This window comes from Chitinophaga sp. CF418 (genome assembly GCF_900142925.1).
Lineage (GTDB): Bacteria > Bacteroidota > Bacteroidia > Chitinophagales > Chitinophagaceae > Chitinophaga.
The window spans coordinates 189,034-209,174 of record NZ_FRCN01000011.1 but is presented as its reverse complement, the minus strand read 5'-3'; the positions used below and the strand labels follow the sequence as shown (position 1 = coordinate 209,174).

Here is a 20,141-nt window from a genome sequence, read left to right as displayed (position 1 = left end):
GCCAGACAAAAATAGAATAATGTGGTGATCTGCAAGTAAGTATGTGAGCACCACTAAAAATAGTTATCCATGAAACTGCTCCTGAACCTATTAAGAATTATCGTTGGCGTTTTATTTATCTTCTCAGGTCTCGTCAAAGCAAATGATCCCCTGGGACTCAGTTATAAAATGGAAGAGTTTTTTGAGGTCCTGCACATGACCTTCATGTCTCCGTTATCGCTTACCTACTCCCTGGTGATGAATACCCTGGAGATAGCGCTGGGCGCTGCTTTAATCTTAGGATTCAGCATGCGTCTGACTTCCACCTTACTGCTTCTCATGATCGCGTTCTTTACCTTCCTGACAGGTTATGCCCTGTACAGCGGGGAAATAAAGGAATGCGGATGTTTTGGCGACTGTATCAAACTGACGGCTACAGAAACGTTCTGGAAAGATGTGATACTGCTGGTGATGATACTGATCATTTTCATCTACAGGAAACGCATACAGCCACTGTTTGGTAAAAAGCTGACGGCTGTGCTGACGCTTGTATCTGTTTTATTTGCGGCCGGCTTACAATGGTATACATTGTCACACCTGCCTATCGTGGATTGCCTGGGATATAAAGTAGGTAACAACCTGCCGGAGAAGATGAAACTGCCTCCAGGTGCGCGTCCTGCGGAATATGAAACAGTGCTGATATACGAAAAGGATGGTCAGCAGAAAGAATTCACTCCTGAGAACTATCCATGGTCAGACAGCACCTGGAAGTTTGTAGACCGTCGTGATAAGCTGGTACGTGAAGCAGAAGGAGAGGCGCCTGTGAAGGACTTCATCCTGACAGACCTGGATGGCGCAGATCAGACCCAGGCTATCCTGTCTGAACCAACACCGGTATACCTGTTCCTCGTGAAGAATGTAAATGAAGCAGGTAAAGGCTGGGATGCCAAAATGCATGCCCTGCAGGAACAGTTTAAGGCTGGTAAGGTCTATATTTACGGTGTGACCGCTTCCGGTAAAGCGGATATTTCGGCTTTTACCGCTGCACATGGATTGCAGTTCCCATTCTTACAGATGGACGGCACTGCAATCAAGACAGCAGGAAGGAGCAATCCATGCCTGATATTGCTGGAAAAAGGCACTGTAAAGGGCAAATGGCATTATAACGACATACCATAAATAAATGCATGTTCAGATTTCTGCTGCGTAAACTCAGTTATGGGGTACTAGTACTGCTGGGTGTAGTACTCCTGGTATTCTTCCTGTTCAATGTATTGCCGGGAGATCCGGCCCGTTTGACACTGGGACAGCGCGCAGATGTGACATCGCTTGAAAATGTAAAGAAGGAATTGCACCTGGATAAACCATTACCGGTGCAGTTCCTTTTGTATTTAAATGACATTTCCCCGCTGAGTATTCATACCCAGGAGGAAGCGAAAGGCGTCCTGCATTATCTTACACTAGCTCATTTATCAGGCGACAGGATGCTTGTACTGAAAACACCCTATCTGCGCCGTTCCTACCAGGGAAAGAAAGACGTTTGGGAAATATTGACGGAAGCCCTGCCGGGAACGCTGGTCCTGGCCATTGCTGCCATGCTGTTTGCAACTGTGGTGGGGATAGGACTAGGCATCATATCCGCAGTAAAACAAAATACCTGGATGGATACAGGGGCTGTATTTGCCAGTGTGGTGGGTATTTCTGCCCCGTCTTTCTTTATGGGTATTGTGCTGGCTTACCTGTTTGGCTTTGTATGGAGCGATTATACAGGGCTGCATATGACGGGCAGTTTGTATGAAACAGATCCTTTTGCGGGAAGGACCATCAATCTCCAGAACCTCGTCCTGCCTGCCATTACACTGGGCATCCGGCCGCTGGCCATTATTGTGCAGTTAACGCGCAGCGCCATGCTGGACGTGCTGCACCAGGATTATATACGTACTGCTTATGCCAAGGGCCTGCCCGGAAGGCTGGTGGTATTGCGGCATGCACTCCGGAATGCCCTGAATCCCGTTATTACTGCTATCACCGGCTGGTTTGCCGAATTGCTGGCAGGGGCATTTTTCGTGGAATATATCTTCGGCTGGAAGGGTATCGGGAAAGTGACGGTGGATGCTTTGGAAAAGTTCGATTTTCCCGTGCTGATGGGAGCTATCTTATTTACAGCGGGTATTTTTGTGATCATTAACCTGCTGGCGGATCTTTTGTACACCATTATAGATCCGCGGATAAAATTATAACCTACTCATTTTAAACAGATTGTCCTTTTTTTCTAAAAATCTTCCCTTTTTTTGTAACAAAGTATTTTACGGGTCGTCTTCTTTGTATAAACGCCCTGTGGCATCCGGATCGAAGAGGAGAGAAAAAGCGGTAGGGGTTAATTAGTAACTTAGAACAAGGAATCTGTTATCTATGTCATTAGCAATATTTCTCTCCCAGGTAGTACCCGTCAGGCAGAAGCTGTACCGCTTTGCCTACCGGTTGCTTGAGAACGAGGAAGATGCGATGGACATAACACAGGACGCCCTGATGAAGGTATGGCAGCAGCAGGAGCGGATGACCGATCTGCAGAGCGTGGAAGCCTGGTGCATGCGTATCGTACGCAACCTGGCCCTTGACAAACTGAAAGCCAGGAAATACAGGCGGTCGGAAGAGCTGGACAAGGCAGGGGATATGCCTGCACAACATCAGCCTAATCCTCATGCTGCTGCAGAGCAACAGGACGTAATGAACAGGGTACATCGTATTATTGCGGCTTTGCCGGAAAAATACCGTACTATTATACAACTGAGAGATATTGACGGGTACAGCTATCAGGAGATAGCAGAGATACTGTCTGTCGAACTGAGTGAAGTGAAGATAAACCTTCACCGTGCAAGGAAAACAGTGCGTGAACAATTACAAAAACTGCAAGTGTATGGAGTTTAACAAAGTCAGGGAACTACTGGACCGCTATTGGGATGGTACCTCTACACTGGAGGAAGAGGAAGTTTTGCGCAGTTTTTTCAGCAGGGAAATCGCTAATCTCCCTGCGGATCTGAAAGAGGCGCAGCCATTGTTCAGATACTTTGCTGAGGAAAGCGATATTCCGATGCCAGTATTCCCTGATATAGAGATGCCAGTGGCCCGGACGCCGGAAAGGCCTGTCAGACAAATGATATGGCAGCACTGGATGAAGTATGCCGCCATGCTGCTGGTCGCAGTGGGTATCGGGTATGCAGCGCGGCAGGTCGAGTCAAAGCAGGACCGGATAATGGCATCACTGTCAGAGCAGGACACTTTTGATGATCCCGAAAAAGCATTTGCTGTCACACAGAAAGCATTGCAGCTGCTGTCCCGCAACCTGAACAAGGGTACAGCACAAATGCAGAAACTGGCTTACTTCAACGATGCTACGGAGAAGATCAAAGCAAATTAATCAAGGCCATTCTAAATTTCGATAAAAAAAAAACACATGAAACGCTTTTTGTTACTGTTGCTGCTTGTTGCAGTCACCAGCACGCCGCTATTTGCCCAGCAGGGAAGTGGAATAGACCGCTTTTTTGAAAAATATGAGAGCGATCAGAGTTTCACCCTGATAAGTGTCACACCCAAGATGTTTAGCATGTTCAGTAAACTGGACATCAATTCCTCCGAAGGAAAACAATTCCTCCAGATCGTAAAAAAGATCAGGGGCCTGCGTATCCTGGCGAAAGAAAACACCAAAGGAGGGAATCAGTTATTCAAAGAAGCATCCTCTATGCTGAATAAAGAATTTGAAGAGCTGATGACCGTCCGCGATGGAAAAGACGACCTTCGTTTCCTGGTAAAGGAAAATGCGAAAGGGAACATTGCTGAACTGATCATGCTGGTAGGCAGCGACGACGAGTTCCTGGCAATGAGCCTGGTAGGAGACATTGACCTCGCGGAGATCAGCCAGCTGGCATCAAATATGAATATAGACGGTTTTGACAAGCTCAAGAACCTGAAACATTAACCCACTTTATCACCACATAACCTTTTGAAATGAAATATTGTTCCATCCTTGTAGCAGCACTTTTGCTGGCGGTAAGTCCGGCTATGGCCCAGAAGAAATCTCTCCGTAAATTTTACCGCGAGCAACGCCGTCATAGCGATGTAATGGGAGTGAGAATAGGCGTAGGAAGAATCCCGCTGAAACTGGCTTCCTGGATAGTGCCAAAGAGCGCCATGAAGGAAGAAGGAGTACCCCTGAAACGGCTGATCGGAAAAGTGCAGAAGGTAAAGGTGTATACGCTGATGGGCAGCCAGAACTTTGTGGATGTGGCCTCCATACAGCGACTGAAGCAAACACTTATGGATAAGGACGGTTTTGAAACCCTCATGGAAGTGAGACATGAAGGTGCGAATGTCTTTATCATGAATAAAGGGAGGGAAGATGAGTTAGGTAATGTGGTGATGCTGGTACAGGAAGATACCGAATTTGTGATCGTGAGCTTACGTACAAAGTTGCACATGAATGATGTGAACACACTGATAGAAGGATTTGCAAAGAACTAAAAATGCTTCCTGAATATTACTGATAGACCAGACCGATAGCCTATATACTGCATTTATGAAGAAAAGCCGTCTCAATTATTATTGGGACGGCTTTTTTGTTAATCCAGCGCACTGTTTCAATACGTCAGGATATCATCTATTTTATAGGTCTGGCCTTCTTTTACTACGAGTAACTTGTTAATGATCCTCTTTTTGGTGTAGTTGCTTATGTAAGACGCAATATAGACATTTGGCTTTTTGGGATCCTTATTTATAACCAAAGTCCTCAGCCAGTCGATGTCCGTGTCTTGTGCATTCACAAATGGATCATTATCCAATTCCTCATCTTTGGCTATCCTGTTCAGGATTTTTTTTGTACAATATTGCTTTTTAATTAAAGTAAGTTTCTTTTCGTCAAGCGACTCCACGCTTGCAGTAATGTAACTGGTATAAAACTGCTTTAACATGGTTGCTGCACTATCATTGGATGTCTTATTCTGCCCCCGGCAATATGAGCTAAAGAATATCAGGATACTGACAAAACAGGAAGCTAAAAATTGTGTTTTCATATATACCATCTATAAATTTTATGAAGGTTGAAGTTCCAAATAATCAGACCTTCGGATTACGACTATCGACCAGTCCGTACCATAAAGAATGCGACGGCCGGTATGTACAGCGTTATATAAAAAAAACCGTCCCAATTATCATTGAAACGGCCTCTTCTTGTTTTATTAATAGTGTTATTTTATCTTATCACCACTTCTCTTACCACGGTTTCTCCCAGCATTTCATTTACCAGTTTGATAATACGGTCTTTAGAATAGCTCAGCTCTTGTTTCAGTGGAGCTACAGTGGTAGTGATGTGTAATTTATTGTCAATGAGTTGTATACTTTCTGTATAACGGGAGATGGTCTTTCCCATTAGTTGTTCCCAGTTTTCCTGTATACGCACTTCAGTGAGCCTCGGTTTTAACCGGCTTTTAGACATAAAATCTCTGAGTGCATCCTCCATTGACGTCATTCCGTAGCGCATGCGGCAAAGATAAGCATTTCGTCTTACTACATCTCTACTAACTGAAAACTCTCTTCATTTTCTTTGAACGCTTCGCGTATTCTTGTTGCATGCGTATCGGTAATAAAGACCTGGCCGTATGCCTGACTACTCACTAGTTTTATCAGTCTACTCACTCTTTCCTGGTCCAATTTTTCAAAGACATCATCGAGCAGGAGGAGCGGAGGAAATTTTTTATGTTCTTTAATGACTTCAAACTGTGCTAGTTTCAATGCAAAGAGAAAACTTTTACGTTGTCCCTGTGAGGCGCTTGTTTTCATGGCATGATCGTCCAGCAGGAACTGAAGGTCATCCCGGTGTATGCCGCCGGTAGTTCTTTGCATCATCATATCCTTATACCGGTTGGCAGCCAGCAGTTCAGTGAAGGTCTGTTCATGCAGACCGGATTGATATTGTATATTGACAATTTCATGTTTACCGGCCAGGTAATCATATAGTTCCTGCACCTGTTTGATAAATCCCGGGAGGAAGGCGCGTCTCCATTCGAAGACGGGAGTGCCGTGATGCACGAGTTGTTCATCAAATACATCCAGGAGGGCGTCCTGGTTACCTCCCTGGGTAGCGATGGTTTTCAGCAGGCTGTTTTTCTGCTGTAATATTTTCTGGTAGGTAATGAGATGATCGAGGTAGCCGGGATGCAACTGGCAGAGCAGGGCATCCAGCCATTTACGGCGTTCTTCACTGCCACCAAGAATGATCTCCGCATCGTCGGGTGCGATCATAACAGCAGGGAACTGACCGATATGGCGGGAGAAACGTTCGTAAGGCTCATCGTTGAGGGCAATTTCCTTTTTGCCGTCTTTGAGGGTACAGACGATCTTTCCTTCCTGGCCGTCCCTGTCGAGGAGGGCTTCCAGGCGGAAGCCATTGGTATGGTACTGGGTGTTCTGTGCTTCGCTGCTGGTAAAGTAGCTTTTGGTGAAGCATATATAATATATAGCATCGAGCAGGTTGGTCTTACCGGAGCCGTTGCGACCGGTAATGCCGATGATGCGCTTGTTGAAGGTGAAACTTTTCCCGGAGTAATTTTTAAACTGAACAAGTGATATCTTTCTGAGCGACAGCAATTAACTTTCTGATTATCAGTTATGAATTAAAAATATATTTATCGTAACCTGCCGGTGTACGCGGAAAGACTGGTAATCAGGCCTTCCCGAAACCCCACTATTTGCGGACAAGTTGCTGCAAAGTTGCAAAGTATTTAGTTTTTAGGATTTTCCTGTTATATTTGCGGACAAATTAAGAAACAGTGGCTACAAAAACAGACGTAAAGACGAAATTCACCAAAGAGACATATTTGTACTGGTATGAATTGATGCTCTTGCTGCGCCGCTTTGAAGAAAAAGCCGGCCAATTGTATGGGATGCAGAAGATTCGTGGTTTTTGTCACCTGTACATAGGACAGGAAGCAATTGCCGCAGGTGCGATGTCTGCGACTAAACCGGACGACAAGTTCATCACTGCCTACCGCGACCACGCGCTGGCTATAGCAAAAGGAATGACTGCTGATGAGTGTATGGCTGAACTGTATGGTAAAGCTACAGGTTGTTCCAAGGGTAAAGGTGGTAGTATGCACTTCTTTGCTCCGGATAAAGGTTTTTATGGTGGTCATGGTATCGTGGGTGCACAGATCGGTACCGGTGCTGGATTGGCTTTTGCTGAGCAGTACAAGGGCACTGACAGCGTAGCGCTTTGCTTCTTCGGTGATGGTGCTGCCCGTCAGGGTATGCTGCATGAGACCTTCAACATGGCCATGCTGTGGAAACTGCCGGTAATATTCATTTGCGAAAACAACATGTACGCGATGGGTACTTCAGTAGAACGTACTTCCAACGTACTGGATATCTATAAGTTAGCGAACGCCTACGATATGCCTAGCGCCACTATCGATGGTATGAGCGCTGAAGCTGTACACGAAGGCGTTGAAAGAGCCGTAAAACGTGCACGTGCCGGTGAAGGTCCTACCTTGCTGGAAATCAAGACTTACCGTTACCGTGGTCACTCCATGAGCGATCCGGCTAAATACCGTACCAAAGAGGAAGTAGAAGAGTATAAGGAGAAAGATCCTATCAACCAGGTACTGGCTACTATCCAGAAGAACAAATGGGCTACGGAAGCGGAAATCGAAGCTATCAACGAAAAGGTAAAACAAGAAGTGGAACATTGCGTACAGTTCGCAGAAGAGTCTCCATGGCCTTCAGATGATGAGCTGCTGAAAGACGTATATGTTCAACAGGATTACCCATTCATTGTTGACTAAATAATATGTGAAAGGTTAGCGATCCCGGCTGTTTAATATAAACGGGTAGATTCGCTAACCTTTTTTATATTTGCGGGAATTTTACACAGCCGTACCTGTACCGTAATAAGAAATAACAATTTAACGATCACATTTACAATGACCGAGACAAAAAATAAGACCGCAGCTGAAAATACTTCCGTGTCAAAGGAATTCCAACTGGAAGACTCTATCCACAAGGCGGAGGCGTTCTTTAACAAGAATAAAAACAGCATTATCATAGCCCTGCTCGTAATAGTAGTGGTAGTGGGCGGTTCTTTTGCCTACAACAGATTCATCAAAGGTCCTAACGAAAAGAAAGCGCAGGACATGGTATTCCATGCACAGCAGTATTTCGAAAAGGATTCTTTCCGTGTTGCATTAAATGGAGACGGTAACTATTACGGATTCCTGCAGGTAATTGATAAATACGGCAGCACCAAAACAGGTCAGTTAGCAAAATATTATGCAGGCGTATGCTACGTAAAACTGGGTGAATTCCAGAAAGGTGCAGACCTGCTGAGCAGTTACAGCAGCGGCGACCAGATCGTACAGGCTATGGCCTACGGTTTAGCTGGTGATGCTTACATGGAACTGGGCAAAACTGAAGAAGGTATTGAATATTACAAGAAAGCAGGTCATCACAGCAACAATGAGCTGACTGCACCTACTTTCCTGTTCCGCGCTGGTCTGGCACTGGAAAAAGCAAACAAACCTGCTGACGCCATTGCTGTTTACAAAGAAATCCGCGAAAAATATCCTCAGACCGCTGAAGGCCGCGAAATGGACAAATACCTGGCGCGCCTGGGTGAGGTGAGGAATTAATTGATATTTTAATCTGGTCATGTCAATACATAATCAAAGCTTATTGAACGATGCTGGCATTCTCAATCTAGAGGATGCCAGTGTTGTTATAGTATATACCGAATGGAATGATACGGTGATCAACGAACTGGTAGCAGGTTGCGACCGGGCGCTGGCGCAATACAACGTATCCAAGGTCTCAAAAGTAGTTGTACCGGGCGCATTTGAACTCCCCTTTGCCTGCAAACAGTACTGGCACCGTACACAGGGTACATCCAAACAACCTGGCGCTATTATTGCTTTCGGATGCGTGATAAGAGGAGAAACCCCGCATTTTGACTATGTTTGTAAAGGTGTAACGGAAGGTATCATGCAATTGAACCTGGAATTACCGGTACCCGTTATCTTCGGTATCCTGACTGTCGACAATATGCAGCAGGCGGAAGAAAGACTGGGGGGCATACATGGGCACAAAGGGGAGGAAGCCGCTATCACCGCACTGAAAATGATATCTATGATGCGTCAATTGTAAGCATAGCTGCTAAGCCCCATATTAGTTACGTGTGATGTTCATTATCGCTACAGTTTCAGGCCGGTATACTTTATTCCTGTTACCAGCAGCTACCAAAACTGCGGTTTATCACTAAAGACTAACTCAATGAACGTACAGCTTTTTATTCCATGCTTCGTAGATCAGCTGTTCCCGGAAACAGGCTTCAATATGGTGAAAGTGCTGGAAAAGCTGGGATGTAACGTTAAGTATAATCCCAACCAGACCTGCTGCGGACAACCTGCTTTTAACGCAGGATATTGGGATGAAGCCCGTTCCGTTGCCAATAAATTCATCAAAGACTTTCATACTGTCGATTATATAGTGGCGCCCAGTGGCTCCTGCACAGGATTTGTACGTAATTACTACGGCAAACTGTTCGACAATTCCGCTGCACACAATGATGTAAAGATGTTGCGCAGGCAGATGTATGAATTCACCGAATTCCTGACAGACGTACTGCATGTAACAGATATTGGCGCAACGCTTAATGGTGTGGCTACTTATCATGATGCCTGCGGGGCTTTACGCGAATGTGGCATCAAGGAAGGCCCACGCAGCCTGCTTTCAAAAGTGAAAGGGCTGGAGCTGCAGGAAATGAATGATTGTGAGGTATGCTGCGGCTTCGGTGGAACATTCTCTGTGAAGTTCGAGCCTATCTCTATCGGTATGGGAGAACAGAAGGTGAACAATGCGGTGGCCAGCGGTGCAGATTACCTGATCTCTACAGATCTTTCCTGCCTGATGCACCTGGATGGTTATATCAGGAAACACGAACTGAATATTAAAACGATGCATATTGCCGATGTACTGGCCAGTGGCTGGTAAGCGGCAAAAGACGAATTTAAATTATTAGAGAATGAACTACTGGCTTGTAAAATCAGAACCTTTTAAGTACTCGTGGGACCAATTTGTAAAAGACGGGAAAACCTTCTGGGACGGCGTGCGCAATTACCAGGCGCGCAATAACCTGAAAGGTATGAAAAAGGGAGACCAGGTATTGTTCTATCACAGTAATGAGGGCCTGGCCGTAGTAGGTATTGCAAAAGTAGCGAAAGAACACTATCAGGACCCGACCACACCGGATCCTAACTGGGTAGTGGTAGATCTGCAGCCGGTAAAGCCATTCAAAACACCGGTAACGCTGGCGCAGATGAAAGCTGAAAAAAGACTGGAAAATCTTTCCCTTATCCGCCAGGGACGTCTCTCAGTTTGTGCAGTGACTGCAGGCGAATTTGAGACCATCCTGGAGATGGGTGATATGAAATAGTTTATGGAATTTTAGTTCCTGCGGCATCTTCCTGTTATAGTATTTATCCTAAAAATAAATTCCTATGACAAGAAGATGTTCTGTTTTAATGAATACTGTAATTGTTTTCCCCTGTATGCTTTTGTTTGCCGCACTTATGTTAAGTGCCTGCAAAAAGCCCGGAAGCATTGCCGCTCAGCGGTCGCTGGCCATAAAAAGTGAAGGCTATCGGTCTGATAATGAAATATCAGAATACAAGGCAATGGATGCAGCTGCTCCTGTATCAATGATGATGGCTCCAATACCATCTGCAGCATCAGAGAATTATGCCGACATACCCCAAAAGATCATCAAAGAAGGCACACTCCGTTATTCGGTTCGTGATTATAAGCACGCCCATAAAGAACTGATTGGCATTGTGGCCCGTAATGGAGGATCTGTGATCAGTGAGGCAGAGCATCGTTCAGACGTATCATGGGAAGCGGAGCTGGAGATCAGGGTACCGGCCGAAAAGTTTGATAGCTGCCTGGATGCATTGGTTGGTGCAGAGGAAAACCTGTTGGTAAAGAACATCACTTCAAAGGATGTTACAGAAGAATATGTGGATGTCGCCGCCAGGATGAAGGCAAGGAAAGAGGTGGAACAGCGTTACCTCGACATTCTGAAGCAGGCAAAGACCGTAGAAGATATTCTGAAAGTGGAAGAGCAGCTGAAGAGTATCCGGGAGGAAGTGGAAGCAGCTCAGGGACGTTTGCAATACATCGATCACAATGTAGCCATGAGCGTTATCCACCTCTCTTTTTTCCAGACATTTTCTAATACAACACCACGGGGACCGAGCTTCTTTTCCAGCATCTTCTTTTCCATTAAAGATGGCTGGAATAGTGTACTGGCAGCGCTTATTTCAATCACCGGCTTATGGCCTGTATGGGTAGTGGCTACTGCGCTCTTTATCATTATCCGCAGATACAGAAAACGTCGCCGTTTGACAAAAGCTGGCGCGTGATTATGGCATGGTGGCCGCTAAGGCTGCCATTGCTTTTTTACGTTCCAGCTGACGATGATGTTTGAAGACGCCTTTGGTTACAAAGTAACCGAGAGATGCGCCCATCCATACATCGCTGCTCCAGTGTCTTTCCTGGTAAAGGCGGGTAGTACCTGTCATGATCGCAATGGAATAAGCTACCCAGGGCACCCATGGATGTTCCTCGCCATAAGCCTCTGCCAGGGCAGTGGCCACAGAAGTCACTGTCAGCATATGGCCGGAAGGGAAGGAGGTATGGTATTTATCCATGGAGAAGGGCGCGTTAAATACCAGCGGGTCATCATAGTATGTTGGCCTGCCGCGTCTTACCACAGACTTTGTGAATGTATAGATCAGTGTGGAAATGAGTAAGGACTTGGCCGTCATCAGTGAGGTATGTTCCAGCTGCCGGTTTTTTGATATAACGCCTGCTACATACATACCGCCTACCAGGTACGGAGAGTAGGCGTTTCCAAAAGGTTCTACCTGGCCGGTCACACTATTCCAGAAGTTGGTATGATTACGGAGGAAGAACTGCTTCACTTCATAGTCAACCGCCAGCAAGCCACCGGCAGTACCAAGAACGATACCGAGTTTGGTAAAATCTCTTCCATTCCAGTGTGCAGGCCTGGATACGGTGTATTTCAGGTCTGTCCACATACTTCCGAGGTAAGCGCCGTTTATGCGGTAACGTATAGTAGTATCCGCTGCGGTCAATGTATGTACCTCCTTCGTTTTTGTGCTATCGGTATATTGGAGGGTGGTGGTGTCTGACTGTGCGTTGGCATTCACATGCGCTAATAACACGCTGCACAGTGTAAGCGTCTGTAAAATCTTCAATTGCTGTTATTTATTCTAGGCGATAAAGTTACGGTAAATGTTAAAACCCGTATATTTAAATTTTAAAAATGTCTTGTAGAAATGAAGCCTAGTTTAGTAGTTTTAACTGGTGCGGGTATCAGTGCAGAGAGTGGACTGCGGACGTTTCGCGACAGTGATGGTCTATGGGAAGGATATGACGTACAGGAAGTTGCGAGCCCGAAGGGATGGCAGAGAAATCCGCAGCTCGTACTCGATTTTTATAATTTGCGCCGCAAGGATGTGCTGGCGGCAGTGCCTAATGAGGCGCACTTCGGGCTGGCCAGGTTGCAGGAGAAATTCGATGTAGATATCATCACACAGAATATTGATAATCTGCATGAGCGTGCAGGATCGAAGAAGGTACTGCATTTGCATGGAGAGATACTGAAAATGCGTAGTGTGCGGGACAAGTCGCGCAGCTATGAGATCGTAGGCGATATTAACGTGGGAGATAAAGGGCCGGACGGTGCACAACTGCGTCCGGACATCGTATGGTTTGGAGAAGATGTACCTAGGATCGTGGATGCCACTGCATTGGTGTTATCAGCTGATATCTTTGTTGTAATTGGTACCTCACTGGCGGTATATCCTGCCGCAGGTCTTATAGATCATCTGCCGGTACATGTGCCTGCTTTTGTGGTCGATAAAAAAATTCCGGAGATGGCTTACCGGAAAAAACTGGTGAAGATAGAAAAGCCTGCAACCGAAGGGATACTGGACCTGGAGGAGGCATTGGCGAAATTATAAAAAGCATTTTCCGTATAGCCTTCGGGAACGTATAAACTGAAAGAGGCCATTCACCTTATAGTGGATGGCCTCTTTCAGTTTATATCAGGCAGTTTTACTCAAAGCTTTCTTCAAACCGGATATTGTATTCTTCCAGTTCTTTTAAAACGGGATTATATACATCCGGCATGATCGGGATCTGTAATCCTTTGAGGCTGATCTTTTCCTGCAGCAGCAGCTTGGCCATTATACCCAGGGGGAGTCCTACAGTTTTGGCCATAGCGGTACGCAGGCTGTCTTCTCCCTGTGTGATCATGTAGCTATGCAGGCGTGTGGTCATGCCTCTTCTTTCGAATTCTATTTCGTGCGTCATCACGATCATGTCTTTATCAGCAGGTTCCATGCCCAGTTTGGCCTCTACCACATGCTGGAGGATGGAGGCATTGGTCTGTTCACCGAGCCCGATGGTTTCACCGTTCAGCAGTCCCAGGAATTTCAGTTGTCGCAGTACTTTGGATTTGGCGCTGATACCGAGGTAACTGGCAATGTTCTCTTCATGGCTCTGTTTCGGATCCTTTTCGACCTTTTGACTGGCCCAATCGTAATAGGTCAGGGCATTCGTCTGTATTTTTTTTGAGTCATCGGTCAGGCCTAGTTTCACGAGTGTGCTCCATCCCTCACAGAAGTCAGGGTAGCGCAGGGTTGCCCGCATGAAGGTCGGGATCTCTTCCAGCTTATAGGCATCCATGTAGCCCATGGAATCCCTGTTGGGATAGTAAGCAAGTTTGCCCAGGCTGGGGATATGGATGGTTTTAGGCTGATCGAACAGTTGCTGGTAAGGAATCTCCTTCACTTTACCTTTCTCCCTGTATATAGCACCTGAGCTGCCTGCCAGCACAACATTGCGCGCATTCCAGGAGATCTTATACTGCCAGGGGTTATCATTGCTTTCAGGGGAGATCAGGCCGCCGCAGTAAGAGCGGAATGCAGAGATCTGTCCGCCTTTCTTTTCAATGGAATGAATGAGCTTCATAGCGCTCATGTGGTCAATACCTGGATCGAGACCCATCTCGTACATGAACAGCAAGCCTGCCTGTTCTATTTCCTTTTCGAGGAGTCTTATCTCTGGATCGATGTAGGAGGCGGTCAGCAGGTTTTTGCCGAACTGAAGGCAGTCCCTGGCAACGAAAATATGCAGTGAGGGAGGAAGCAGCGATATCACGAGGTCTGTTTCCTGTACCAGTTTCTGCCTGGAGGCCTGGTCCCGGATATCAATAACGGCGGGGGTAACGTAATAAGATTTGCCGGTCTTTGACTTAATAAGTGCAAGATCCTGGTCCGCGACAGTGATATGCCATTTTTGCCGCGGAGCATTTGATACCAGGTAGTCGATCAGGCTGGTGGACGACTTGCCGGCGCCAAACAAGAGTATATTCTTCATATTAATTTGTTCATCTTTAATATGGTTACAGAACAGGGATTTAACATCAGTCGTGTTACTAATGTTCGAAATTTCAGTAAATTTCGTTTTTAACCTACCTGAATTCTAATTAACTGTCCGTGACCCTCTGATTTTCACCGGGTTAAAAACAAAATGTTTGCCAATATTTTATTTTCCCAATATTCCTCTTTTCTATTATATGGAATATTAATTGAAGGAGTTGTTGCAAAATAAGGATTAAATGGAGTATCTGCAGAAATAGTTACTATTGCATAGCGTATTTGTAGCATATGACAATTCCTTTTTTATTCACATTCTCTGTCAAAAAGGCCGGAATACGGCTTAAAATGGCTATATTTGCATCTATTTATTTTTTTAGGAAGTAAATTGTAAATCAACAATATACAATGTCAGAAAATACGGAAAATCAGCAAGACGGCAGGATCATCCAGATCAACATTGAGGAGCAGATGAAAACGGCATACATAGACTATTCTATGTCAGTGATCGTTGGTCGTGCTCTTCCGGATGTCCGGGACGGTTTAAAGCCGGTACACCGCCGCGTGTTGTTTGGTATGAATGAGTTAGGGAATAACAGTAATAAACCTTACAAGAAGTCAGCCCGTATTGTAGGGGAGGTAATGGGTAAATTCCACCCGCATGGTGACGCCTCCATCTATGATACCATTGTACGTATGGCCCAGCCATGGAGCTTACGTTACATGCTGGTAGACGGTCAGGGTAACTTCGGGTCTGTGGATGGGGATATGCCGGCAGCAATGCGTTATACGGAGATCCGTCTGCAGCGCATGGCGGAGGCAATGCTGGAGGACATCGATAAAGAAACAGTGGATTTCACGCTGAACTTTGACGATACCCTGGAAGAGCCTACTGTATTGCCTACACGTATTCCGAACCTCCTGATCAATGGTGCGTCCGGTATTGCGGTAGGTATGGCTACCAACATCATGCCGCACAATCTTACTGAGGTAGTGGATGGTGCAATTGCATACATCGATAACCGTGACATTACGATTGAAGAACTGATAAAGCATGTGAAAGCGCCGGACTTCCCTACAGGTGGTATCATCTACGGTTATGAAGGGGTAAAACAGGGCTTTGAGACCGGCCGCGGAAGGGTAGTGGTACGTGGTAAGATCAACGTAGAAACATCCAAAGCGGGCCGTGAGCGCCTCGTGATCTATGAACTGCCTTATCAGATCAATAAGGCGGCCCTGCACCAGAAGATCGCACAGCTGGCTGATGATAAAATAATTGAAGGTATTTCCGAAGCGCGTGACGAGAGTGACCGCGACGGTATGCGCCTGGTGATCGATCTGAAACGTGAAGCGATTGCTAACGTGGTGATCAACCAGCTGTATAAATATTCTGAACTGCAGACTTCTTACGGTATCAATAACGTGGCGCTTGTAAAGGGACGTCCGCGTGTACTGAACCTGAAAGAAATGCTGTCAGAGTTCGTAGAGTTCCGTCATGAAGTAGTAGTACGCAGAACGCGTTTTGACCTGCGTAAAGCAGAAGAAAAAGCGCATATCTTACAGGGCTACCTGATAGCGCTGGATCACCTGGACGAGGTCATTGCCCTGATACGTGCTTCCCGTACACCGGAAGAAGCCAAAGACGGTTTGATGAGCCGCTTCGAACTGAGTGAGATTCAGTCTAAGGCAATACTGGAACTGCGTTTACAACGTCTGACCGGTATGGAGCGTGATAAGATCAAGGAAGAATATGATGAAGTAATGAAACTGATAGCCTACCTGAAGGAGGTATTGTCTGACGAAGGACTGCGTTTCAAGATCATCAAGGAAGAACTGGAAGATGTGAAGAAACGTTTCGGTGACGAGCGTAAGACTGAGATCCAGTACCTGGCGAGTGAAATGCGTATGGAAGATATCATTGCAGAGGAAGATGTGGTGATCACTATCTCCCACCTGGGTTATATCAAACGTACTTCGGCATATGACTACCGTCAGCAGAAACGTGGCGGCCGTGGTGCATTGGGTGGCAAGACCCGCGAAGAGGACTATATCGAGCACCTGTTCGTAGCCTCTACCCACCATACCATGTTGTTCTTCACAGAGAAAGGCCGTTGTTACTGGCTGAAGGTGTACGAGATTCCTGAGGGTGAAAAGAGCGGTAAGGGACGTGCTATTCAGAACCTGATCAACCTGCCGACAGATGACAAGATCAGAGCAATTATAGATATTAAGGACCTGGGTGATAAAGATTTTATCAGCTCTCATTATATTGTGCTTTGTACGGCAAATGGTACCATCAAGAAGACCCTGCTGGAAGAGTTTTCCCGCCCGCGTCAGAATGGTGTGAACGCTATCACCGTCAATGAAGGCGACCAATTGCTGGAAGCTAAGCTGACCAACGGTAACAGTGAGATCATGATGGCTATCAAGAGCGGCCGCGCTATCCGTTTCCCTGAAAATACCGTACGTGACACAGGCCGTGGAGCGATCGGTGTAAGAGGTATTGAGGTGGATAATGACAAAGATGAGGTGGTTGGTATGATTTGTGTAAATAAGGAGGATGAAACCCGCACTGTGCTGGTGGTTTCTGAGAAGGGATTCGGCAAACGTACTGAGATTGAAGAATATAGAATTACCAACCGCGGTGGTAAAGGTGTTAAAACCATCAATATCACAGAAAAAACAGGTAACCTGATCGCGATCCTTGACGTAACAGAGAAAGATGACCTGATGATCACCTGTAAGTCCGGTATTACCATCCGTATGGCGGTAGCTGACATCCGCGAGGCGGGCAGGGCTACACAGGGTGTTCGCCTGATCAGACTGGACGATACCGATGAAATAGCGGCCGTAGCACGTCTGGATGAACAGGAAGAGGAAAAGCTCGATAATGAAGGTATGGAAGGAGATGGAAGCGAACAGCCCCTGGACAACAGCTCAGAAAATCCGGGAACAGCAACAGCTGAGGCTTCGGAAGATGGAACGCCTGCAGAATAATTATAAGAAACCGCAAAATATTTGTGCGAACTAATAATGGTTAACCTGCGGCGGATTGTATTTATTATGGTTGAAACAGGCATTAAAATCTAAGGCCATACTTAAGAAAACAAAAAAATATTGAGCAACATGAAAAAACTACTGGTATCATTGGTCTTTTGCAGTGCAGGATTGGTTGCTGTAGCGCAGCGTGCGAAGGTAAACAGCGCAGAAGAGGCACTGACTAAAAAAGACTATGATAAAGCGAAAGCCGATATTCAGGCAGCACTGGAAAATGAAAAAACCAAAGGAGAGGCTAAAACCTGGTATGTAAAGGGTAAGATCTTCGAAGCAACAGCTACTGAGAAGAAAGATCCTAAAGAAGCACTGGAAGCATTCGATGCTTATAAGAAAGCACTGGATATCAATGCTAAATTACCTGAAGCCCTGCTGGAAATGAACCAGCGCATGTTTAACCTGTATGCTACCATAGGTAACGCAGGTTATGCTAACCTGAATGACCAGAAATGGGATTCCGCGTATTTACATTTCAAAGACGCTTTTTCCATCGCTGACTTCTATAACGGTAAGAACTTAGGTGGTTCTATTCCTGCAGATACTTCTATGACCTTCTATGCTGGTTATGCTGCTAACCAGGCAGGTAAGAAAGATGATGGACTGATCTACCTGAGAAAAGCTGCTGATATGCATTTCAAGGCTGAACCAGCCCTGTATGTGCTGCTGGCACAGACTTACGAAGAAAAAGGTGATAACGCCAACTGGCTGAAAACTATAGAAGAAGGTAAAACAACCTTCCCTAAAGACAAGCGTTTTAACGATATGGAGCTGATGTACTACTCCAAAACCGGTAAAACTGCTGAGTTACTGAGTATGCTGGAAAAGAAAATGGCGGAGAATCCAAACGATTTTCAGACAGTGCTGGACTACGGTATCCGTGTAGACAACCTGGCTAACCCTCGTGGTGAAGGCGGTCAGGATGCTGCAAAACCAGCTAACTACGATGAGCTGATGAACAAAGCAGAAGCTGCTTACAAAAAAGCGATCGAACTGAAAGCTGATGATGCTACTGCTAACTTCCAGTTAGGCGCACTGTACTTCAACCGTGCAGTAGGTTTCAACAAAGAGCTGAACGCAATGGACAGCAAATCTCTGAGTACTCCTAAAGCAAAAGAACTGCAGGCAAAAGTTACTGGTCTGATGGATCAGGCGCTGCCTTTCTTTGAGAAAGCAGACGAAAACTTCACTGCTAAAGCTGCAAGCCTGGAGCCAAGCGACAAACAGACTTACGAAAGCTGTCTGTATGCGCTGCAGAAGATCTATGCTATTAAGAACGACAATGCGAAAGTAGAAGTTGTTAAGAAAAAGCTGGAAAATCTGAAATAATAGTATTGATACATTTTTCATAAAAAAGTCCCGGTTGTTTATACAGCCGGGACTTTTTTATGTGGGGAAGATCTTTATTTATGCGTCATGAAATGGTATGTCCAGAACGCCCCCAGTATAATGAAAAGGACCACAAGTACGATGATGGCCAGTTCAATAAAGTAGGACACCTGGTGCTTACGACGTTTGCGGGCACGCAGTTTACGCAGCATCTGCCATTTCATCTGGCGTAGCCATACGGGTATCTTTTCCTTCTGCTCAAATGCAGATAATCCCTCCACAGCTTCACTGCACATCTCACAATCAGCCAGATGAAGTTCCACTTCATGTTGCTCGTCAGCCGATAACCGGCCCTGTACATAATCCAGCAATTGCTGCTGGGTAGGACAGGCCGTTGTGGTGAAAATATCCTGATATTCTTCGTTCATAAAATCGTCAATAATTAAATTCGTGCATACTTATCTGATGCATTCATACAATACTTTGCTATCCCTGCGCACCCAATAACAGCTTCAGGTTACGCTTTCCGTTCTGAATATAACTTTTTACCTGTAACAGGGTATAACCGGTCTGGCCGGCAATATCCTGGTAAGATAATTTCTGAAGGTAAAATAGTTTGACACAGATACGCTGTTCAGGGTTTAACTGTTCCAGGGCATGCTGCATATTCTCCAGCAAGTTATCCTTTTCTACAAATCTGGCTTTGTCTTCTTCCTGTTCCGTAGGATTGTTCATGTGTTTTTCACTGACTTCCTCCTGTCTTACCTGGGTTTTGTGTCTTAACTGCATCAGGCAATGGTTCCTGGTTACCTGGTAGATCCAGGCCCTGAAGAATTGTACCTTGTGCTTGTTGATCTCAGCTAATACCTTCAGGAAGATCTGTTGTACACTATCTCTTGCATCCTCTTCATTTTTAAGGTATTTCATACACATACCCAATAAAAGGATCGCATACCTGTCAAACAGGATGCCTATCCAATCGCTGTTCTCATCGGTTTTGAACCGTTCCAGCAGCTCTTCGTCTGTTAATTCCTGGCTATTCTTATAATTCACTGGATAAAGATAAAATACTTGTAATATAAAGATGCGTGAGCCCTGGAATTTCCATAAAAAATAAAAGTAACTGATGGACAGGGGAGGACTGTATGCTTACCTAACCGGGAGGATATAAACAGAAAGACAGGGGAATGGATCGAGGTCTGCTAAGCCCATAAAGAACTCCGTTTATTGGGGTATGGGAATGCTTTATGGACTTATTTACCAGTTTATGGGGGATGG

22 protein-coding genes are annotated in these 20,141 nt (G+C 45.6%); 15 read left to right on the top strand and 7 right to left on the bottom strand.

Translation table 11 applies throughout. The annotated features are described in order from the left end of the window. The first annotated feature begins 69 nt into the window (after positions 1-69). From F3I09_RS23560 to F3I09_RS23535, 6 genes are all read left to right on the top strand, one after another. Positions 70-1,158 (top strand): BT_3928 family protein, encoded by a 1,089-nt coding sequence (locus F3I09_RS23560; protein WP_149697508.1) that lies wholly within the window; start codon positions 70-72, stop codon positions 1,156-1,158. An 8-nt stretch (positions 1,159-1,166) separates the two neighbouring features. Further along, complete coding sequence (locus tag F3I09_RS23555; protein ID WP_149697507.1) at positions 1,167-2,219, top strand: ABC transporter permease; 1,053 nt, start codon at positions 1,167-1,169, stop codon at positions 2,217-2,219. Positions 2,220-2,391: 172 nt separating this feature from the next. Continuing rightward, positions 2,392-2,907, top strand: a complete 516-nt coding sequence (locus tag F3I09_RS23550) for an RNA polymerase sigma factor (protein WP_149697506.1) — start codon at positions 2,392-2,394, stop codon at positions 2,905-2,907. Further along, complete coding sequence (locus tag F3I09_RS23545) at positions 2,897-3,397, top strand: hypothetical protein (protein WP_149697505.1); 501 nt, start codon at positions 2,897-2,899, stop codon at positions 3,395-3,397. The genes F3I09_RS23550 and F3I09_RS23545 overlap by 11 nt, the downstream gene beginning before the upstream one ends. Positions 3,398-3,433: 36 nt before the next feature. Further along, positions 3,434-3,955: a DUF4252 domain-containing protein gene (locus F3I09_RS23540; RefSeq protein ID WP_149697504.1), complete on the top strand. Its 522-nt coding sequence runs from the start codon at positions 3,434-3,436 to the stop codon at positions 3,953-3,955. A gap of 29 nt (positions 3,956-3,984) precedes the next feature. Next, positions 3,985-4,497: a DUF4252 domain-containing protein gene (locus tag F3I09_RS23535; protein ID WP_149697503.1), complete on the top strand. Its 513-nt coding sequence runs from the start codon at positions 3,985-3,987 to the stop codon at positions 4,495-4,497. Between the two features lie 116 nt (positions 4,498-4,613). On the opposite strand, the gene F3I09_RS23530 is transcribed toward F3I09_RS23535, so the two are convergent. The 3 genes from F3I09_RS23530 to F3I09_RS23520 all read right to left on the bottom strand — a co-directional run bounded on the left by F3I09_RS23530 (position 4,614) and on the right by F3I09_RS23520 (position 6,618). Continuing rightward, positions 4,614-5,045: a DUF3828 domain-containing protein gene (locus F3I09_RS23530; protein ID WP_188133930.1), complete on the bottom strand. Its 432-nt coding sequence runs from the start codon at positions 5,043-5,045 to the stop codon at positions 4,614-4,616. A 179-nt stretch (positions 5,046-5,224) separates the two neighbouring features. Beyond that, positions 5,225-5,512: a DUF721 domain-containing protein gene (locus F3I09_RS23525; protein ID WP_149697501.1), complete on the bottom strand. Its 288-nt coding sequence runs from the start codon at positions 5,510-5,512 to the stop codon at positions 5,225-5,227. 26 nt (positions 5,513-5,538) lie between these two features. Next, positions 5,539-6,618: a DNA replication/repair protein RecF gene (locus tag F3I09_RS23520; RefSeq protein WP_149697500.1), complete on the bottom strand. Its 1,080-nt coding sequence runs from the start codon at positions 6,616-6,618 to the stop codon at positions 5,539-5,541. A gap of 182 nt (positions 6,619-6,800) precedes the next feature. Here F3I09_RS23520 and pdhA point away from each other — a divergent pair, with 182 nt between their 5' ends. From pdhA to F3I09_RS23490, 6 genes are all read left to right on the top strand, one after another. Continuing rightward, positions 6,801-7,811: a pyruvate dehydrogenase (acetyl-transferring) E1 component subunit alpha gene (pdhA, locus tag F3I09_RS23515; protein WP_149697499.1), complete on the top strand. Its 1,011-nt coding sequence runs from the start codon at positions 6,801-6,803 to the stop codon at positions 7,809-7,811. 138 nt (positions 7,812-7,949) lie between these two features. Further along, a complete protein-coding gene (locus tag F3I09_RS23510; RefSeq protein WP_149697498.1) occupies positions 7,950-8,654 on the top strand; it encodes a tol-pal system YbgF family protein in 705 nt (234 codons plus the stop codon). A gap of 19 nt (positions 8,655-8,673) precedes the next feature. Next, positions 8,674-9,165 carry a 6,7-dimethyl-8-ribityllumazine synthase gene (gene ribH / locus F3I09_RS23505; protein WP_149697497.1) on the top strand — a complete coding sequence of 164 codons (492 nt, stop codon included), beginning with the start codon at positions 8,674-8,676 and terminating at the stop codon, positions 9,163-9,165. Positions 9,166-9,291: 126 nt separating this feature from the next. After that, positions 9,292-10,011 (top strand): (Fe-S)-binding protein, encoded by a 720-nt coding sequence (locus tag F3I09_RS23500; protein WP_149697496.1) that lies wholly within the window; start codon positions 9,292-9,294, stop codon positions 10,009-10,011. Between the two features lie 31 nt (positions 10,012-10,042). Next, a complete protein-coding gene (locus tag F3I09_RS23495) occupies positions 10,043-10,453 on the top strand; it encodes an EVE domain-containing protein (RefSeq protein WP_149697495.1) in 411 nt (136 codons plus the stop codon). A 64-nt stretch (positions 10,454-10,517) separates the two neighbouring features. Continuing rightward, entirely contained in the window at positions 10,518-11,438 is a 921-nt protein-coding gene (locus F3I09_RS23490; protein WP_149697494.1) for a DUF4349 domain-containing protein, read from the top strand. Here the strand turns inward: F3I09_RS23490 and F3I09_RS23485 are convergent, their stop codons facing one another. Then, positions 11,439-12,296 (bottom strand): phosphatase PAP2 family protein, encoded by an 858-nt coding sequence (locus F3I09_RS23485; RefSeq protein ID WP_149697493.1) that lies wholly within the window; start codon positions 12,294-12,296, stop codon positions 11,439-11,441. An 81-nt stretch (positions 12,297-12,377) separates the two neighbouring features. Between F3I09_RS23485 and F3I09_RS23480 the strand changes: the two genes are divergently transcribed. Further along, positions 12,378-13,064 (top strand): Sir2 family NAD-dependent protein deacetylase, encoded by a 687-nt coding sequence (locus F3I09_RS23480; protein ID WP_149697492.1) that lies wholly within the window; start codon positions 12,378-12,380, stop codon positions 13,062-13,064. Positions 13,065-13,158: 94 nt separating this feature from the next. On the opposite strand, the gene F3I09_RS23475 is transcribed toward F3I09_RS23480, so the two are convergent. Further along, the gene (locus tag F3I09_RS23475) at positions 13,159-14,484 is read right to left on the bottom strand and encodes a saccharopine dehydrogenase C-terminal domain-containing protein (protein ID WP_149697491.1); all 1,326 of its coding nucleotides are present in this window, start codon (positions 14,482-14,484) and stop codon (positions 13,159-13,161) included. Positions 14,485-14,891: 407 nt separating this feature from the next. Here F3I09_RS23475 and gyrA point away from each other — a divergent pair, with 407 nt between their 5' ends. Continuing rightward, complete coding sequence (gene gyrA, locus F3I09_RS23470; RefSeq protein ID WP_149697490.1) at positions 14,892-17,480, top strand: DNA gyrase subunit A; 2,589 nt, start codon at positions 14,892-14,894, stop codon at positions 17,478-17,480. A gap of 129 nt (positions 17,481-17,609) precedes the next feature. Continuing rightward, on the top strand, positions 17,610-18,863 hold the full coding sequence (locus tag F3I09_RS23465; protein ID WP_149697489.1) for a lipopolysaccharide assembly protein LapB: 1,254 nt from the start codon (positions 17,610-17,612) through the stop codon (positions 18,861-18,863). Between the two features lie 74 nt (positions 18,864-18,937). On the opposite strand, the gene F3I09_RS23460 is transcribed toward F3I09_RS23465, so the two are convergent. Both F3I09_RS23460 and F3I09_RS23455 read right to left on the bottom strand, forming a co-directional pair. Then, positions 18,938-19,291 (bottom strand): anti-sigma factor, encoded by a 354-nt coding sequence (locus F3I09_RS23460; RefSeq protein ID WP_149697488.1) that lies wholly within the window; start codon positions 19,289-19,291, stop codon positions 18,938-18,940. Positions 19,292-19,349: 58 nt separating this feature from the next. Then, positions 19,350-19,916: an RNA polymerase sigma factor gene (locus F3I09_RS23455; RefSeq protein WP_149697487.1), complete on the bottom strand. Its 567-nt coding sequence runs from the start codon at positions 19,914-19,916 to the stop codon at positions 19,350-19,352. Between the last annotated feature and the right edge of the window lie 225 nt (positions 19,917-20,141).

What these genes read in the sequence shown, in the direction of transcription:
- F3I09_RS23495 (WP_149697495.1), top strand. Translation starts at nt 10,043, where the DNA reads ATGAACTACTGGCTTGTAAAATCAGAACCTTTTAAGTACTCGTGGGAC.
- gyrA (WP_149697490.1), top strand. Translation starts at nt 14,892, where the DNA reads ATGTCAGAAAATACGGAAAATCAGCAAGACGGCAGGATCATCCAGATC.
- F3I09_RS23530 (WP_188133930.1), bottom strand. Translation starts at nt 5,045, where the DNA reads ATGAAAACACAATTTTTAGCTTCCTGTTTTGTCAGTATCCTGATATTC.
- F3I09_RS23525 (WP_149697501.1), bottom strand. Translation starts at nt 5,512, where the DNA reads ATGCGCTACGGAATGACGTCAATGGAGGATGCACTCAGAGATTTTATG.
- F3I09_RS23475 (WP_149697491.1), bottom strand. Translation starts at nt 14,484, where the DNA reads ATGAAGAATATACTCTTGTTTGGCGCCGGCAAGTCGTCCACCAGCCTG.
- F3I09_RS23480 (WP_149697492.1), top strand. Translation starts at nt 12,378, where the DNA reads ATGAAGCCTAGTTTAGTAGTTTTAACTGGTGCGGGTATCAGTGCAGAG.
- F3I09_RS23540 (WP_149697504.1), top strand. Translation starts at nt 3,434, where the DNA reads ATGAAACGCTTTTTGTTACTGTTGCTGCTTGTTGCAGTCACCAGCACG.
- ribH (WP_149697497.1), top strand. Translation starts at nt 8,674, where the DNA reads ATGTCAATACATAATCAAAGCTTATTGAACGATGCTGGCATTCTCAAT.
- F3I09_RS23500 (WP_149697496.1), top strand. Translation starts at nt 9,292, where the DNA reads ATGAACGTACAGCTTTTTATTCCATGCTTCGTAGATCAGCTGTTCCCG.
- F3I09_RS23465 (WP_149697489.1), top strand. Translation starts at nt 17,610, where the DNA reads ATGAAAAAACTACTGGTATCATTGGTCTTTTGCAGTGCAGGATTGGTT.
- F3I09_RS23545 (WP_149697505.1), top strand. Translation starts at nt 2,897, where the DNA reads ATGGAGTTTAACAAAGTCAGGGAACTACTGGACCGCTATTGGGATGGT.
- F3I09_RS23555 (WP_149697507.1), top strand. Translation starts at nt 1,167, where the DNA reads ATGTTCAGATTTCTGCTGCGTAAACTCAGTTATGGGGTACTAGTACTG.
- F3I09_RS23490 (WP_149697494.1), top strand. Translation starts at nt 10,518, where the DNA reads ATGACAAGAAGATGTTCTGTTTTAATGAATACTGTAATTGTTTTCCCC.
- F3I09_RS23510 (WP_149697498.1), top strand. Translation starts at nt 7,950, where the DNA reads ATGACCGAGACAAAAAATAAGACCGCAGCTGAAAATACTTCCGTGTCA.
- F3I09_RS23550 (WP_149697506.1), top strand. Translation starts at nt 2,392, where the DNA reads ATGTCATTAGCAATATTTCTCTCCCAGGTAGTACCCGTCAGGCAGAAG.
- F3I09_RS23535 (WP_149697503.1), top strand. Translation starts at nt 3,985, where the DNA reads ATGAAATATTGTTCCATCCTTGTAGCAGCACTTTTGCTGGCGGTAAGT.
- F3I09_RS23560 (WP_149697508.1), top strand. Translation starts at nt 70, where the DNA reads ATGAAACTGCTCCTGAACCTATTAAGAATTATCGTTGGCGTTTTATTT.
- F3I09_RS23460 (WP_149697488.1), bottom strand. Translation starts at nt 19,291, where the DNA reads ATGAACGAAGAATATCAGGATATTTTCACCACAACGGCCTGTCCTACC.